This is a genomic window from Actibacterium sp. MT2.3-13A, from assembly GCF_018139985.1.
Taxonomy (GTDB): domain Bacteria; phylum Pseudomonadota; class Alphaproteobacteria; order Rhodobacterales; family Rhodobacteraceae; genus JAGSOU01.
The window spans coordinates 144,260-159,069 of record NZ_JAGSOU010000005.1; the positions used below are offsets into that span (position 1 = coordinate 144,260).

Sequence of the window (14,810 nt, forward strand, 5' to 3'; positions counted from 1 at the left end):
GCTCGGCCCTGGCGGTTTCGCCGCGCAACTGCAATCTCCCGTCCCCCAGGCCGCCCCTGGGGACGAGAGATCTGTCACCGCGCTTACGGACGGCCGGCCCGGCCACGCATCGGCCCGAAGGCGTCCCGGGCGGCCTCGAACTCCTCCTTGCTGATCGCGCCGTCGCCATCGGCATCCATCCGGTCGAACAGCCAGCCCCTGCCGGGCGCGGCCGTCAGCTCCTCGGCGCTCAGCAGGCCGTCGCCGTTCTGATCGCGCATCTCGATCATGGCCTCCGCGCGGTCTTCAGACATCCCGCCGCGCGGGCCTTCGCCGCGGCCTTCCTCCCAGAACGGTCCGCCCTGCCAGCCGCCGTAGGGGAAGCCGTGCATCATCGGTCCCATATGGCCCATCATCGGCCCCATATGGCCGTAGCCATGATCGTCGCCGCAACCAAATCCCGGGCCAAAGCCATAGCCGTGCCCGTGCCAGTGCCCGAACTCGTGACCATCGCCGGGGCCAAAGCCACAGCCATAGCCGTAGCCGGCGCCGAAGCCACCGCGCCGGTCATCGGCGCGGCGGCGCCGGTCATCGTCATCATCGTCGTCATCGTCGTCGCGGTCCCAGCCGCGCCCCATGCCCAGTTCGTCGCTGCCCAGCGCGCCGTCGCCGTCCGCGTCCATCGCCGCAAACCGGGCCTCGGCGGCGGCGCGGTATTCCTCCAGCGTCACCTTGCCGTCGCCGTCTGCGTCCAGTCCCCCGAACGCCATCGGCCCCGGGCCGTAGCCGCCCATGCGGCCCTGCTGCATGCCCTGCGCCGCCGCCGGCACCGCGCCCGCCACCAGCGCCGCGCCAAGGGCCAACGCCGGAAATCCACCGAGAAAGAACTTGCGTGTCATGTCATTCCCTCCTGAGTCTGGTCTGTTGCAGCGCAAGGCATTTGCCTTGCGCCCTGCACGCATCACGCAGCATGACACGATTTCGGTCGCCACCCGTGTCACTTTCGCGACATCCCGCCGCATGGACATCCCGCCCCCTGTGAGCCCGCCAATAACCTGTTAGAGTGGCCACGGCGCATGGAGGGGTGCGCCACCGGAAAACAGGTACAAGGGAAGATCATGGACGAGGTGATGGAACGGCCGATGCGGCCTGCGCTGATGCGCGGCTGGCGGCGACGCTGCCCCAATTGCGGCGCGGGACCGATGCTCAGCGGCTATCTGAAGGTGCGCGACACCTGCCCCGTCTGCCACGAAGAGCTCTGTCACCACCGCGCCGACGACGGCCCCGCCTATCTGACGATCCTGATCGTCGGCCACCTGATGGCCCCCATCATCCTGTGGACCTTCACCGCCTTCCGCCCCGACCCGCTGGTCCTCGCGGCGATCTTCACGGTTGGCTGCGTCGCGCTTTCGCTCTACCTTCTGCCCCGACTGAAGGGGGCATTGGTGGCACTGCAATGGGCGAAACGCATGCACGGCTTCGGGGGCCAGAGCTGACCGAGACGGACAAATCCGCGCTCCGCGATGCCGCGACGGTGATCATGCTGCGCGACGCGTCCACCACGCCGCGGGTCCTGATGGGCCAGCGCGGCGCCTCCGCCGCCTTCATGCCCAACAAGTTCGTCTTTCCCGGCGGCGCGGTGGACGCGGTCGACGCCACGGTGCCGCTGGCCTGCCCGCTCAACTCCGATTGCGACACCCGCCTACGCGCCATGGCCGACCCGGCGCTTGCCCCTGCCATCATCGCCGCCGGCATCCGTGAGGTGTGGGAGGAAACCGGCCTCCTGCTCGGCCGCCCGGGCGACTGGCCCATGGAGGCGCCGAAAGGCTGGCGCGGCTTCGCCCGCACCGGCCACCTGCCCTCGCCCGAGGGCTTCCACTTCATCTTCCGCGCCATCACCCCGCCGGGCCGCCCGCGCCGCTTCGACGCGCGCTTCTTCTTGGTCGAGGCCGAGGCGGTGACCGGCGATCTCGACGATTTCTCGCGCGCCGAGGACGAGCTTTCCTGCCTGCAATGGATTCCGCTCGACGAGGTGCGCCACTTCAACCTGCCCTTCATCACCGAGGTCGTTCTGGCCGAGGTCGCCGGCCTGCTGAAGACCGGCCTGCCGCCGCGCTCGGTGCCGTTCTTCAACAACGCCGGCGCGCGCTCCGAATTCCTGCGCCTGACCTGAGCCTTCTTCTTGGCGAAAATACTCAAGATCCCTCCCGCGCAGCCGGACGCCGCGCTCAGAGGGTCAGGATCAGCAGAACGATGCTGGCGCTCAAGAGCCCCATCGCCAGCAATTCGCGCCCCGAGGTCTTCTCGCGGAACACGAAGACCGTGGCGGCAAAGCTGAACAGCAACTCGATCTGGCCCAGCGCCTTCACATAGGCCGCCTTTTGCAGGGTGAAGGCCAGGAACCAGCCCAGCGACCCCAGCATCGAGGTGATCCCGACCAGCCCCGCCACGCGCCAGCTCGCCAGCACCCGGCCGATCTCGCCCGGCTCGCGCCAGCCCAGCCACAGCGCCATGGCGGCACTCTGGCTCGCCGTCACCACCGCCAGCGTGAAGGCCGCGCGCAGGAACACGTCGTCGAGCCCCAGCGCCAGCGACGCGCCGCGATAGCCGGTGGCCGAGACCGCGAACAGCACCCCCGACAGCAGCCCCAGCCCCGCCGCGCGGTTGAGGATGCGCCGGTGCCACGCGCCCCCGCCGCCCGGCGGGTCCGACAGCAGCACCACGCCGGCGAAGCCCACCAGGATCGCCATCAGCCCCGGCCCCGAGACCCCCTCGCCCAGCACCACCAGCCCGACCAGCGCGGTCTGCAGCACCTCGGTCTTCTTGAAGGTGATGCCGACCGCGAAGTTGCGCTCGGAAAACAGCGCCACCACGCAGAGCGTGGCCAGGATCTGGGTCAGCGCCCCGCTCAGCGCGAAGGCCCAGAACGCCGCCCCCGGCACCGGCAGCGCCTGCCCGGTCGCGCCCAGATAGGCCGCCACCATCGCCGCCACCAGCGGCGCGGAATAGACGAAGCGGGCAAACGTGGCCCCTGCGGTCGACAGCCGCGTGGCCTTGAGATGCCTTTGCAGCATGAAGCGCAGGTTTTGCACGAAGGCCGCGGCGATGGTTATGGGGATCCACAATGTCATGCCGCCACTCTGCACGGAGCGGGGCAATTGTCGAGCCTGGACAATGGCCTGCGCGCGCGGCCCGGCTGGAATCAGTGCCCCTGCCCCACCGCCCGGCCCACGCCACGGGGCCGCGGCAGCGCCGCGTGGGCCGCCGCGATCTCGGCCAGCCTGCCGGCCACATGCGGCGCGGGGGGCGCGGCGCGGCGGGTCTTCAGGCTGACATGCAGCAGCATGTGCTCGCCCGTAGCCAGCAGCGTGTCGCCGGAGTGTATCTGGTGGAAGAGGTGCATCCTCTTGCCCTCCGCGCCCAGGCACAGCGTCTCCACCCGCAGGGCCGCGCCTGCATGTACCTCCATCAGGTGGCGGATATGGGTCTCGACCGTGAAGAAGCTGCCGCCCGAGGCGAGGTATTCGGCGTCGACGCCGATGATCTCCATGAAACGGTCGGTGGCGTCCGCAAAGGCCTGCAGATAGCGGCTTTCGGTCATGTGGCCGTTGTAATCGGTCCAGTCGAGCGGCACCGCATGTTCCGAGGTCACGATCGGGCGCGCAATGTCGATTTCCGGCAGCGGCCTGGCACCATCGACGCGGTTCAGATGCGCCCCCGCGCCCCGGTCGGCCCATTTCAGCGCCCGCAGCATCGCCACCAGAGCGGCGTCGCGGGTCTGCGCCAGCCCGCGCCCGGGCGGCGCATCGGGCGGGGCGGCGAGGGGCTCCGACACTTCATCGAACGGCTCGGACGTCAGGTCCGCGGCGATCCCGCGGGTCTCGAACGGGCCCATCTGCGCCCAGCGCAGGCCCGGCCCCATGCGGATCGCCGCATCGATCTGCTGCGGGGTGGCGATGCCGTCGCGCACCAGCCCCAGCGCCTCGCGCCACAGCGCCTCCTCCAGGCGCTCGGCGATCCGGTCTTCGCTCTCGGCCGTGACGTGCAGTGGGAACATGCCCAGCCCCTGCAAGACCTCTTCGGCGCGCGCGACCATCTCGGGCGGGTTCGCCGGGCTCACCGACAGTTCCACCAGCGGCAGCAGGTAGACCGGGTCGACAGGATGCGCGCCCAGGATCTGCGCCGGCGTCGTGGCGCAGCCTTGCAGGGCCGCGGGCGTGAACCGCGCGCTGGAGGAGGCGATCACCGCGCCGTCGCGGCAATGCGCCTGGATCTTCTGGTAGACCTTGCGCTTCAGCGCCAGACGCTCGGGCAGGCTTTCCTGGATCCAGGCGGCGCCCGCGACGGCCTCGGACAGGACGGCGGGAAAGCTCAGCCCGCCCTCGGGCGGCAGGGGCCGGTCGGACAGACCGGGCAGTGCGCGGCGGGCGTCTTCCAGCACCGCGCCCACCCTGCGCTCCGCCTCGGGATCGGTATCGAAAACCCGCACATCCCAGCCCGACAGCAGAAACCGCGCCGCCCAGCCGGCGCCGATCACGCCCGCGCCGATGATGGCCGCTGCCCGTGTCATGTGCCTTCCCCCTCTGGCCCCGCGCTCCGAAGGCCCGGGCCCGTTCCGGCTCCAGCTTGGGCGGGAATGGGGCGCGTGGGCAAGCGCCGCGTGGCCACCCGGCCTCAGAACGGCATCGGGTGCGCCTTGTAGGCGGCCTCGATATCGTCGAGCACCTCCTGCGACAGGGTCAGATCGGCCGCGCCCAGCACGGTGTCGAGCTGCGCCAGAGAGGTCGCGCCGATGATCGGGATCACCGGGAAGGGCCGCGACATCACGAAGGCGATCGCCATCTGCACCGGGTCCAGCCCGTGATCGTTGGCGATGCCGAGATAGGCCGAGACCGCCTCCCACACCCGCGGGGTGATGCGCCCGCCAAGGTTGGCGTTCAGCGCCCGGCGCGTGCCCTCGGGCGTCACGTCGCCCGCGTATTTGCCCGACAGAAGGCCCGCCGCCAGCGGCGTGTAGGCCAGAAGGGTGACGTCTTCGTTCACCCCCAACTCGGCCATGTCGAGATCGTAGAGCCGGCAGAGCAGCGAATATTCGTTCTGCACCGACTGCACCCGCGGCAGGCCGCGCTGTTCGGCGATGCGCAGCCATTGCGCGGTGCCCCAGGCGGTTTCGTTGGACAGGCCGAAATGGCGGATCTTGCCGGCCTCGACCAGGTCCTGCAGCGTCTCCAGCGCCTCGTTCATGTGCTCGATCGTCCGGGCGCGGTTCTGCCCCGAGGGGTCGTAGCCCCAGCATTTGCGGAAATGGTAGGAGCCGCGGTTCGGCCAGTGGAACTGGTAAAGGTCGATCACGTCGGTCTTCAGCCGCCTCAGCGAGCCCTCGACCGCCGACAGGATGCGCGCACGGCTGATCTCGGGACCGCCGGGCACCGCGTTCGAGCCCTCGCCGGTGATCTTGGTGGCGATCACCACCTCGTCGCGCCGGCCGGTCCGGGCCAGCCATTCGCCGATGACCTCCTCGGTGCGGCCGGCGGTCTCGGCCGAGACCGGGTTGACCGGATACATCTCGGCTGTGTCGATGAAATTGACCCCGCGGTCGAGGGCCATGTCGATCTGCGCATGGCCCTCTTCCATCGTGTTCTGCGTGCCCCAGGTCATCGAGCCCAGGCAGATCTCGGAAACGCTGATTTCGCTGCGGCCGAGTGTAACGTGCTTCATGTCTGTCCCCCTGACGGTTCGGGGGGAGACAGTAATCACGTCAGGACCGAGGGCAAGACCCGGTTACGGCCGGATGTAGGAATATCCCTGCTGCTGCAACTCCACCAGGCGCACCACGCCCGAGGGCACGACCTTGGCCTCTTCCAGCAGCTGGACGTCCTGGCCCGCCTTCTCGCTCATCTTGCGCAGCGTGTTGCCGCAGGCCGCGAAGGACAGGCCCTCCACCTCCAGCGACATGGCGGCGATGCGGTCGGCCACCGGGCTCTTGCCGGCGACATACATGTTCAGGCCGGGGCCATAGGCAACCACCTCGATCACGGCGCTGTCGCCCTGGCTTTTGTAGAAGGCGGCGACATTGGCGACGTTGTTCAGCGCCATGTTCATGACGGCCGGATCGTTCTGGTCGACATGGATCGCGATGTGATGCGTGGCGCCCTCGGCATGGGCGCCCACGGCGGAAAGCGCCGCCAGAGCGGCGGCTGCGATGACGTTCTTCATTAGATCCTCCCTAGCGCAGGGTTCCCTCTCCTGCGGAGGGTTAGCCTAACATCTCTTTTTTCGTCTTGTCTGCCCCTGATCGTTGAGAACAAAAAGCGAACCTTGTATTTTTACCCCATGACCGCCCCGATCCTGAGTCGCGCCCCGCACCGCCCCCGCCCGGCCCTGACCGCGCTGGGCGAGCTGACCTTCACGCTCGCCCGCGCGCATGAGATCTGCGGCGCGGCGCGGCGGGTGCTGGCGCTGCTGCTGGCGCGCGAGACCGCGGGGCCGGTATTCTGGGTGCAGCCCGCCTGGGCCCCCGACCGGCTTTACCCCGACGCGGTGACGCGCTTCATCGCGCCGGGGCGGCTGCATTTCGTGCATCCGAAGCGCGCCGAGGACCTGCTGTGGACCGTCGAGGAGGTGCTGCGCAGCGCCGCCGTGCCGCTGGTGGTGGCCGATCTGCCCGCGCCGCCCGGCCTGACCCCGGTGCGCCGGCTGCACCTCGCCGCCGAGGCGGGCGCGGCGCTGGGCGGCACGGCCCCGCTGGGCCTGCTGCTGAGCCCCGGCGCGGGCGGCGCTGCGGGGGTGGAAAGCCGCTGGCACGTCGCGCCCCGCCACCGCGCCGGGACGAGCGAATGGCGGCTGGAACGCCGCCGCGCCCGCAGCGACCCGCCCCGCGCCTGGCACGTGCGCGACGACGACGGCGCGGCCTTTTCCCTGCACCCGGCGCCCGAAACGACCGATCCGTCGCATTCGGACCTGACAGCCGCCGCGCAACTCGGCTAAGCCCGCGTCCATGCGACTGATTCTCTCCTTCGCCGCCCTCTTCATGTCCACCGCCCTGATGCAGCTCAGCACCGGCGCCGTGGGCCCGCTCGACGCGCTGTCGGGACTGGTCCAGGACTTCACCCGGGCCGAGGTCGGCGCGCTGGGCTCGGCGCATTATGTGGGCTTCTTCATCGGCTGCTGGTGGGCGCCGCGGCTGATGGGCACGGTCGGCCATTCGCGCGCCTTCGCCGCCTTCACCGCCGCCGGCGCCATCGGCCTGCTGGCGCATATGATGCTGGTCGATCCCTATGCCTGGGCCGGGATGCGCGTGGCCTCGGGGATGAGCGTGGCGGGCTGCTATACGATCATCGAGGCCTGGCTTCAGGCCAAGCTGACCAACGAGACCCGCGGCCGCGCGATGAGCATCTACCGCCTGGTGGACATGGGCGCGGCGCTGGTCGCGCAGCTGATGATCGGCGTGCTGGAGCCGGCGGCCTATGTTTCCTACAACCTGCTGGCGCTGATCTGCTGCGCCGCGCTGCTGCCGCTGACGCTGACCCGCATCCCCCAGCCCGAGATCCCCTCGGCGCCGCGGCTGCGGCCGCGGCTCGCCTTCGAGAAATCGCCGCTGGGGGCGGCGGCGGTGATCGTGGCGGGCCTCTCCTCGGCCGCCTTCCGCATGGTCGGCCCGATCTACGGCCAGGAGGTAGGGCTGCGCGCCGACCAGATCGGCCTGTTCCTGGCCACCTATGTGCTGGGCGGCGCGCTGGCGCAGTATCCCGTCGGCTGGGCCGCCGACAAATACGACCGGCGCTGGGTGCTGATCTGGCTGTCGGGCGCGGCGATGGTGTCCTGCGCGGTGACCGTGGGCACCGCGGGCACCGGCACATGGGGCGTGCTGCTGGCTGCAGGGCTGTTCGGGCTGACCACCTTTCCGATCTATTCGGTCGCCGCCGCCCATGCCCACGACTTCGCCGAAAGCCACCAGCGGGTGGAGCTGTCGGCGGCGCTGATGTTCCTCTTTGCGCTGGGGGCCATCGCCTCGCCGCTGCTGGCGGCGCGGCTGATCGACTGGTTCGGCCCGGCCGCGCTGTTCGCGCTGATCGCCGCCGGTCACCTGGTGCTGCTGGTGGTGGGGCTGCTGCGGATGCGCGCCCGCCCCTCGACCGGACCCCGCACGCCCTATGTCTACACCCCGCGCACCTCGTTCCTGATCGGGCGGCTGACCAAGGGCAGCCGCGAGAGGCGCTAGCCTTCGCCCCGCCCCTGCGTTAAACGGGGCCGCAAAGTACAGCACCAAGGCAATCGCATGGCACGTATCCTGATCACCTCGGCAATTCCCTACATCAACGGGATCAAGCATCTGGGCAACCTGGTGGGCTCGCAACTGCCCGCCGACCTTTTCGCGCGCTACATGCGCCAGAGGGGCCACGAGGTGATGTTCATCTGCGCCACCGACGAGCACGGCACCCCCGCCGAGCTCGCCGCCGCCAAGACCGGCGAGGAGGTCGCCGATTACTGCGCGCGCATGCATGACGTGCAGGCGGAACTGGCCCGCGGCTTCCGCCTGTCCTTCGACCATTTCGGCCGCTCATCGTCGCAGCGCAACCACAAGCTGACGCAGCATTTCGCCGGCAAGCTGGCCGAGAACGGCTATATCGAGGAAGTGACCGAGAAACAGGTCTATTCCAAGGCCGACGGCCGCTTCCTGCCCGACCGCTACATCGAAGGCACCTGCCCCAACTGTGGCTACGACAAGGCCCGCGGTGACCAGTGCGAGAACTGCACCAAGCAGCTCGACCCGACCGACCTGATCGACCCGCGCAGCGCGATCTCGGGCTCGACCGACCTGGAGGTGCGCGAGACCAAGCATCTCTACCTGCGCCAGTCGGCGCTGAAGGACCGGCTCGACGCCTGGATCGATTCCAAGACCGACTGGCCGGTGCTGACCACCTCGATCGCCAAGAAATGGCTGCATGACGGCGACGGGCTTCAGGACCGCGGCATCACCCGCGACCTGCACTGGGGCGTGCCGGTCAGGAAGGGCGAGGAGGACTGGCCCGGCATGGAGGGCAAGGTCTTCTACGTCTGGTTCGACGCGCCGATCGAATATATCGCCGCCACCGCCGAATGGGCCGACGCGCACGGCCTGGACGAGGCCGCCTGGCGGCGCTGGTGGCGCGAGGACGAAGGCGCCGGGGATGTTCGATATGTGCAATTCATGGGCAAGGACAACGTGCCCTTCCACACCCTCTCATTCCCCGCGACGATCATGGGATCGGGCGAGCCGTGGAAGCTGGTGGATTACATCAAGTCCTTCAATTACCTGAATTATGCGGGCGGCCAGTTCTCGACCAGCCAGGGCCGAGGCGTGTTCATGGACCAGGCGCTGGAGATCCTGCCGGCCGATTACTGGCGTTGGTGGCTTTTGTCTCATGCGCCGGAGAATTCCGACAGTGAATTCACCTGGGAGAATTTCCAGGTCAGCGTGAACAAGGACCTGGCCGACGTGCTGGGCAATTTCGTCTCCCGCGTGACCAAGTTCTGCCGCTCGAAATTCGGCGAGGAGGTCCCCGCGGGCGGCGAGAACGGCCCTGCGGAACGGGCCCTGATCGAGGAGCTGACCACCCGCATCCGCGCCTACGAGGGTCACATGGAGGCGATGGAGATCCGCAAGGCTGCGGGCGAGCTGCGCGCGATCTGGGTGGCGGGCAACGAATACCTGCAATCCGCCGCGCCCTGGTCGACCTTCAAGACCGACACCGAAGCGGCGGCGGCGCAGGTGCGCCTGGCGCTGAACCTGATCCGGCTCTACGCGGTGCTCTCGCGCCCCTTCATCCCCGATGCCTCGGCCGCGCTGATGACGGCGATGCAGACCGGCGACGACAGCTGGCCCGACGACGTGCCCGCCGCCCTTGCTGCGCTGCCCGCCGGCCACGCCTTCACCGTGCCCGACGTGACCTTCCGCAAAATTGCGGACGAGGAGCGCGCGGAATGGGAGGCGAAATTCGCCGGCACCCGCGGCTGAGCGCGTGACATCCGGCCCCACGCCACGCGGCCGTGGGGCCGATCCCCCTGAAAAGGCGCTGGAAATTCCCAGTGGTGCCCGCGGCCGGACTCGAACCGGCACGGCGCTATGCCTAGGGATTTTAAGTCCCCTGTGTCTACCATTCCACCACGCGGGCCGCACTGTGGGGCGACAATAGGCAACGCGCGCGCGGTGTAAAGCGGTTCAGATATCCTTGCCCGGCGCCGCGATCAGCAGGCCGCGTTCCGGCAGCCAGGGGTTCAGCGCCAGCGCCGCGCGCAGCACCGCCTGCCCCTCGTCCATGCGCCCCAGCCCCATCAGCGTCAGCGCCTTGCCGGCCAGCGCCGGGATGTGATCCGGCGTGAGCGCTAGGGCGCGCTCCAGATCCTCCAGCGCCGCCGCGTAGTCCTGCCGCAGAAATGCGACGAAGGCTCGCTGGTTATAGCCCTCGGCATAGTCCGGGCAATAGGCCACCAGCGCGTCGAAGGCCCTGGCCGCACCCGCGAAATCATAGGCGGCGCGCCGCTCCATCCCCGCATTCAGCAGCTCCTGCGCGCGGGCATCGGGCGCGTCGGTCCACAGCGCCCACATGTCATCGGTGATCCGCCGCGCCTCGGGCTCGGTCGCGGCGGCCTGCGCGGCCGCGATCAGCGCCGCCAGCCGCGCCCCGTGATCGGGGGCGGGCGGGCAGTCCCCGGCCCAGGCGGGGCCGGAAAGCAGGATCAGGCTCAGCAGCGCGCGCATGGGCAAGAGTCTGGGCCGCACCGGCGCGAAGTCAAATCACGTTTCAGAACGTCTCTTCCTTGACCGCCTCCATCGCCACATAGGTCGAGGTGTTGGCCAGATAGGGCAGCGCCGAGATCCGCTCGGCCATCACCGCGCGGTAGCTGGGCATGTCGTGGGTCCGCACCTTCAGCAGATAGTCGAAGCCGCCGGCAACCATGTGGCACTGCTCCACCTCCGGGATCGCCCGCACCGCCGCGTTGAAGGCCGCCAGCGCCGCCTCGCGCGTATCGGTCAGCCGCACCTCGACGAAGGCCACATGCGCCAGGCCCAGGCGGATCGGGTTCAAAAGCGCCGCGTAGCCGGTGATGTAGCCCTCCTGCTCCAGCCGCTTCAGCCGCGCCTGGGTGGGCGATTTCGACAGCCCGATCCGGCGGGCGAGCTCCGTCACCGGCATCCGGCCGTCGGTGGACAGCGCCCGCAGAATCGCATGATCGAACGCGTCCAGGTCGGAAAGGTCTGATTGCGGGAGATTTCGGTTGTTTTCGGTCATATCGACTTCCTTTCTCCCTTATTGCGGTCCACTTGGCCGCCACAGCCACGGTATACTGGGACAAATACCGGAGGTCCATGATGACACAGCCCCTTGCCCCGCTGCGCGCCCGCATCGACGCCGCGACCTATGCCGACGAAGGCGCGGCCCTGCGCGCGCTGCTGGCGCTGGCCGCGCTGTCGCCCGCCGACCGCGCCCGCATCGGCGCCCGCGCCGCCGGGCTGGTGCGCGACATCCGCGCCACCGCGCGCCCCGGCCTGATGGAGGTGTTTCTTGCCGAATACGGGCTCTCCACCGACGAGGGGATCGCGCTGATGTGCCTGGCCGAGGCGCTGCTGCGGGTCCCGGACGCCGAGACCATGGACGCGCTGATCGAGGACAAGATCGCGCCGTCGGACTGGGGGCGGCATCTTGGCCACTCCGCCTCGCCGCTGGTCAATGCCTCGACCTGGGCCCTCATGCTGACCGGAAAGGTGCTCGAAGAAAAGGCGCCAGGCGTGATCGGCGCCCTGCGGGGCGCGGTGAAACGGCTGGGCGAGCCGGTGATCCGCAACGCCGTGCACCGCGCCATGCGCGAGATGGGGCGGCAGTTCGTCCTGGGTGAAACCATTGAAAACGCGATGAAACGCGCCGCCGGGATGGAGGCCAGGGGTTACAGCTATTCCTACGACATGCTGGGCGAGGCGGCCCGCACCGAGGCCGACGCGCGGCGCTATCAAAAATCCTACTCCGAGGCGATCGCCGCCATCGGACGCGCCGCCCGCGACACGGATTCGCGCCGCAATCCCGGGATCTCGGTCAAGTTCTCGGCGCTGCATCCCCGCTACGAAGAGGCCCAGCGCGCCCGGGTGATGGATGAACTCGTGCCGCGCGTGCGCGCGCTGGCGTTGCAGGCAAGAGAGGCCAACATGGGCTTCAACGTCGATGCCGAGGAGGCCGACCGGCTGTCGCTGTCGCTCGACGTGATCGAGGCGGTGGCCGCCGACCCCGCGCTGGCCGGCTGGGACGGGTTCGGCGTGGTGGTGCAGGCCTACGGCCCCCGCGCGGCTCATGTGATCGACTGGCTCCACGCGCTGGCCGAAACCCTCGACCGTCGCTTCATGTTGCGGCTGGTCAAGGGCGCCTATTGGGACAGCGAGATCAAGCACGCGCAGGTTCTGGGCGTCGAGGGCTTCCCGGTTTTCACCCGCAAGGCCGCCACGGACGTCAGCTATATCGCCAATGCGCGCAAGCTGCTGGCGATGACCGACCGGATCTATCCCCAGTTCGCCACCCACAACGCGCATACAGTCGCCGCGATCCTCGACATGGCGGTCGACCGCGACAGCTTCGAGTTCCAGCGCCTGCATGGCATGGGCGAGCGGCTGCATGACATTGTTCAGGCAGCCGAAAACACCCGCTGCCGCATCTACGCGCCGGTCGGCGCGCATCGCGACCTGCTGGCCTATCTGGTGCGCCGGCTGCTGGAAAACGGCGCCAACAGCTCCTTCGTCAACCAGATCGTCGACGTAACCGTCCCGCCCGAGGTCGTCGCCGCCGACCCGTTCGAGGAGGTGCTGGCGCATCTCGATGCGCCGGCCCACCCGGCGCTGAAACGCGGCCCCGATCTGTTCCCCGGGCGGCGCAATTCCCGCGGCTGGGATATCGCCCACCGCCCCGCGCTGGCCGCGATCGAGGCCGCCCGCGCCCCCTTCCGCGCGGCACGGTTCACCGCCGCACCGATCCTCGCCGCCGACCTGCCGAACGGCGCGCCCCAGCCGGTTCGGAATCCCGCCGACCTGACCGACAAACTCGGCCAGGTGCATCCGGCGACGCCCGAACAGGTCGCCGCTGCGCTCGATGCCGCCCGCCCCTGGGACGCCCCCGCCGGGGAGCGCGCCGCGATCCTCGATCGCGCCGCGGACCTTTACGAGGAACAGCACGGGAAAATCTTCGCCCTCCTCGCCCGCGAGGCGGGCAAGACCATCCCCGATGCGGTGGGCGAACTGCGCGAGGCGGTGGATTTCCTGCGCTACTACGCCACCCGGATCGACCCCGGCGCGCACCCGCGGGGGATCTTCGCCTGCATCTCGCCGTGGAACTTCCCGCTGGCGATCTTCACCGGGCAGATCGCGGCGGCGCTGGCCGCGGGCAACGGCGTGCTGGCCAAACCGGCCGAGCAAACGCCGTTGGTCGCCCACGCGGCGGTGGAGTTGCTGCATCAGGCCGGCGTGCCGCGCGCGGCGCTGCAACTGCTGCCCGGCGACGGGGCGACCGTGGGCGGGGCGCTGAGCTCGGACCCGCGCATCGCCGGCGTGGCCTTCACCGGCTCCACAGAGACCGCGCAAGTGATCCGCCGCGCCATGGCCGACCACATGGACCCCGGCACCCCGTTGATCGCCGAGACCGGCGGGCTGAACGCCATGATCGTGGACAGCACCGCGCTGCCCGAACAGGCTGTGCGCGATGTGCTGGCGTCAAGCTTCCAATCCGCCGGTCAGCGCTGCTCGGCCCTGCGCTGCCTCTATGTTCAGGAGGAAATCTCGTCCAATTTCAAGACTATGCTGATCGGCGCCATGCAGGATCTTGCCTTGGGGAACCCGTGGGATCTGGCCACCGACACCGGCCCTCTGATCGATGCCGAGGCCCATGCCGAGATCGCCGCCCATGTCGAAAGGGCCCGCGCCGAGGGACGCCTGATCTGGCAGGGCGCGGCGCCGCAGCAGGGGCATTTCCACGCCCCCGCGGTGATCGCGGTCAACGGCATCGCGGATCTGCGGCGCGAGGTCTTCGGCCCGGTCCTGCATCTCGCCACCTTCCGCGCGGGCGAGGTGGAGCGGGTGATCGACGACATCAACGCCACCGGCTACGGCCTGACCTTCGGCCTGCACAGCCGCATCGACGACCGGGTGGAGGAGGTGACCGCGCGGCTGCGCGTGGGCAACCTCTATGTCAACCGCAACCAGATCGGCGCGGTCGTGGGCAGCCAGCCTTTCGGCGGCGAGGGGCTGTCGGGCACCGGACCCAAGGCGGGGGGGCCGCATTACCTGCCGCGCTTCACCCGGCCCGCGCCGGGAAGGGCCGGCAGCGACACCGAGCCGCCCGCCGATCCGGCCGCGGTGCAGGCCGCGCTCGATGCCGCCGCCCGCGTCACGGGCCCGCTGGAGACACGGGACCTGCCCGGCCCCACCGGCGAATCGAACCGGCTGTCGCATTTCCCGCGCCCGCCGCTGCTGTGCCTCGGCCCCGGTTCGGCGGCGGCCCGGGCGCAAGCCGGGGCCGTCCGCGCGCTGGGCGGCGCCGCGGTCGAGGTGCCGGGCAGCCTGACGCCGCAGGCGCTGGAGGGGCTGACAGGCTTCGGCGGCGTGCTTTTCTGGGGCGATGCCGGGACGGCGCGGCGCCATGAACAGGCACTCGCCCGCCGCCCCGGGCCGATCCTGCCGCTGATCGCCGCGCGGCCCGACGCCGGCCATGTGCTGCTGGAGCGCCATGTCTGCATCGACACCACCGCCTCGGGCGGCAACGCGGCGCTGCTGGCAGAGGTGGCGGAGGCTTGACCCCCGGCGCGGGCGGGCTAGC

General features: G+C 69.8%; 13 protein-coding genes and 1 tRNA gene. 6 read left to right on the forward strand and 8 right to left on the reverse strand.

The annotated features are described in order from the left end of the window. Positions 1-83: 83 nt before the first annotated feature. Positions 84-878, reverse strand: coding sequence for an EF-hand domain-containing protein (locus KCI33_RS06750; protein WP_212524004.1), 795 nt, complete (start codon positions 876-878; stop codon positions 84-86). 219 nt (positions 879-1,097) lie between these two features. On the opposite strand from KCI33_RS06750, the gene KCI33_RS06755 reads away from it, so the two are divergent. Continuing rightward, a complete protein-coding gene (locus KCI33_RS06755) occupies positions 1,098-1,475 on the forward strand; it encodes a DUF983 domain-containing protein (protein ID WP_212524005.1) in 378 nt (125 codons plus the stop codon). Continuing rightward, a complete protein-coding gene (locus KCI33_RS06760) occupies positions 1,436-2,152 on the forward strand; it encodes an NUDIX hydrolase (protein ID WP_212524006.1) in 717 nt (238 codons plus the stop codon). Before KCI33_RS06755 ends, KCI33_RS06760 begins: the two co-directional genes overlap by 40 nt. Positions 2,153-2,207: 55 nt before the next feature. On the opposite strand, the gene KCI33_RS06765 is transcribed toward KCI33_RS06760, so the two are convergent. The 4 genes from KCI33_RS06765 to KCI33_RS06780 form a co-directional block, all read right to left on the reverse strand. Further along, the gene (locus tag KCI33_RS06765) at positions 2,208-3,110 is read right to left on the reverse strand and encodes a DMT family transporter (protein ID WP_212524007.1); all 903 of its coding nucleotides are present in this window, start codon (positions 3,108-3,110) and stop codon (positions 2,208-2,210) included. A gap of 71 nt (positions 3,111-3,181) precedes the next feature. Beyond that, the gene (locus KCI33_RS06770) at positions 3,182-4,549 is read right to left on the reverse strand and encodes a 3-hydroxyacyl-CoA dehydrogenase NAD-binding domain-containing protein (protein ID WP_212524008.1); all 1,368 of its coding nucleotides are present in this window, start codon (positions 4,547-4,549) and stop codon (positions 3,182-3,184) included. Positions 4,550-4,653: 104 nt separating this feature from the next. Continuing rightward, positions 4,654-5,697, reverse strand: a complete 1,044-nt coding sequence (locus KCI33_RS06775) for an aldo/keto reductase (RefSeq protein WP_212524009.1) — start codon at positions 5,695-5,697, stop codon at positions 4,654-4,656. 63 nt (positions 5,698-5,760) lie between these two features. After that, on the reverse strand, positions 5,761-6,195 hold the full coding sequence (locus tag KCI33_RS06780) for a DsrE family protein (protein WP_212524010.1): 435 nt from the start codon (positions 6,193-6,195) through the stop codon (positions 5,761-5,763). A gap of 102 nt (positions 6,196-6,297) precedes the next feature. On the opposite strand from KCI33_RS06780, the gene KCI33_RS06785 reads away from it, so the two are divergent. From KCI33_RS06785 to metG, 3 genes are read left to right on the forward strand one after another with little or no spacing between them, the layout of a single operon-like run. Next, positions 6,298-6,966, forward strand: a complete 669-nt coding sequence (locus tag KCI33_RS06785; protein ID WP_249138949.1) for a hypothetical protein — start codon at positions 6,298-6,300, stop codon at positions 6,964-6,966. A 10-nt stretch (positions 6,967-6,976) separates the two neighbouring features. After that, positions 6,977-8,200, forward strand: coding sequence for an MFS transporter (locus KCI33_RS06790; protein ID WP_212524011.1), 1,224 nt, complete (start codon positions 6,977-6,979; stop codon positions 8,198-8,200). Positions 8,201-8,257: 57 nt separating this feature from the next. Next, positions 8,258-9,976 carry a methionine--tRNA ligase gene (gene metG, locus KCI33_RS06795; RefSeq protein ID WP_212524012.1) on the forward strand — a complete coding sequence of 573 codons (1,719 nt, stop codon included), beginning with the start codon at positions 8,258-8,260 and terminating at the stop codon, positions 9,974-9,976. Positions 9,977-10,048: 72 nt separating this feature from the next. Here the strand turns inward: metG and KCI33_RS06800 are convergent. From KCI33_RS06800 to KCI33_RS06810, 3 genes are all read right to left on the reverse strand, one after another. Further along, positions 10,049-10,133: transfer RNA gene (locus KCI33_RS06800), tRNA-Leu, on the reverse strand. A 47-nt stretch (positions 10,134-10,180) separates the two neighbouring features. Further along, on the reverse strand, positions 10,181-10,720 hold the full coding sequence (locus tag KCI33_RS06805) for a tetratricopeptide repeat protein (RefSeq protein ID WP_212524013.1): 540 nt from the start codon (positions 10,718-10,720) through the stop codon (positions 10,181-10,183). A 43-nt stretch (positions 10,721-10,763) separates the two neighbouring features. Further along, complete coding sequence (locus KCI33_RS06810) at positions 10,764-11,252, reverse strand: Lrp/AsnC family transcriptional regulator (RefSeq protein WP_212524014.1); 489 nt, start codon at positions 11,250-11,252, stop codon at positions 10,764-10,766. A gap of 80 nt (positions 11,253-11,332) precedes the next feature. Here KCI33_RS06810 and putA point away from each other — a divergent pair, with 80 nt between their 5' ends. Next, positions 11,333-14,788, forward strand: a complete 3,456-nt coding sequence (gene putA / locus KCI33_RS06815) for a bifunctional proline dehydrogenase/L-glutamate gamma-semialdehyde dehydrogenase PutA (RefSeq protein WP_212524015.1) — start codon at positions 11,333-11,335, stop codon at positions 14,786-14,788. The last annotated feature ends 22 nt before the right edge of the window (positions 14,789-14,810 follow it).

Bases quoted from the DNA above. Each gene is read 5' to 3' on its own strand.
- KCI33_RS06750 (WP_212524004.1), bottom strand. From the start codon at position 878: ATGACACGCAAGTTCTTTCTCGGTGGATTTCCGGCGTTGGCCCTTGGC.
- KCI33_RS06755 (WP_212524005.1), top strand. From the start codon at position 1,098: ATGGACGAGGTGATGGAACGGCCGATGCGGCCTGCGCTGATGCGCGGC.
- KCI33_RS06760 (WP_212524006.1), top strand. From the start codon at position 1,436: ATGGGCGAAACGCATGCACGGCTTCGGGGGCCAGAGCTGACCGAGACG.
- KCI33_RS06765 (WP_212524007.1), bottom strand. From the start codon at position 3,110: ATGACATTGTGGATCCCCATAACCATCGCCGCGGCCTTCGTGCAAAAC.
- KCI33_RS06770 (WP_212524008.1), bottom strand. From the start codon at position 4,549: ATGACACGGGCAGCGGCCATCATCGGCGCGGGCGTGATCGGCGCCGGC.
- KCI33_RS06775 (WP_212524009.1), bottom strand. From the start codon at position 5,697: ATGAAGCACGTTACACTCGGCCGCAGCGAAATCAGCGTTTCCGAGATC.
- KCI33_RS06780 (WP_212524010.1), bottom strand. From the start codon at position 6,195: ATGAAGAACGTCATCGCAGCCGCCGCTCTGGCGGCGCTTTCCGCCGTG.
- KCI33_RS06790 (WP_212524011.1), top strand. From the start codon at position 6,977: ATGCGACTGATTCTCTCCTTCGCCGCCCTCTTCATGTCCACCGCCCTG.
- metG (WP_212524012.1), top strand. From the start codon at position 8,258: ATGGCACGTATCCTGATCACCTCGGCAATTCCCTACATCAACGGGATC.
- KCI33_RS06805 (WP_212524013.1), bottom strand. From the start codon at position 10,720: ATGCGCGCGCTGCTGAGCCTGATCCTGCTTTCCGGCCCCGCCTGGGCC.
- KCI33_RS06810 (WP_212524014.1), bottom strand. From the start codon at position 11,252: ATGACCGAAAACAACCGAAATCTCCCGCAATCAGACCTTTCCGACCTG.
- putA (WP_212524015.1), top strand. From the start codon at position 11,333: ATGACACAGCCCCTTGCCCCGCTGCGCGCCCGCATCGACGCCGCGACC.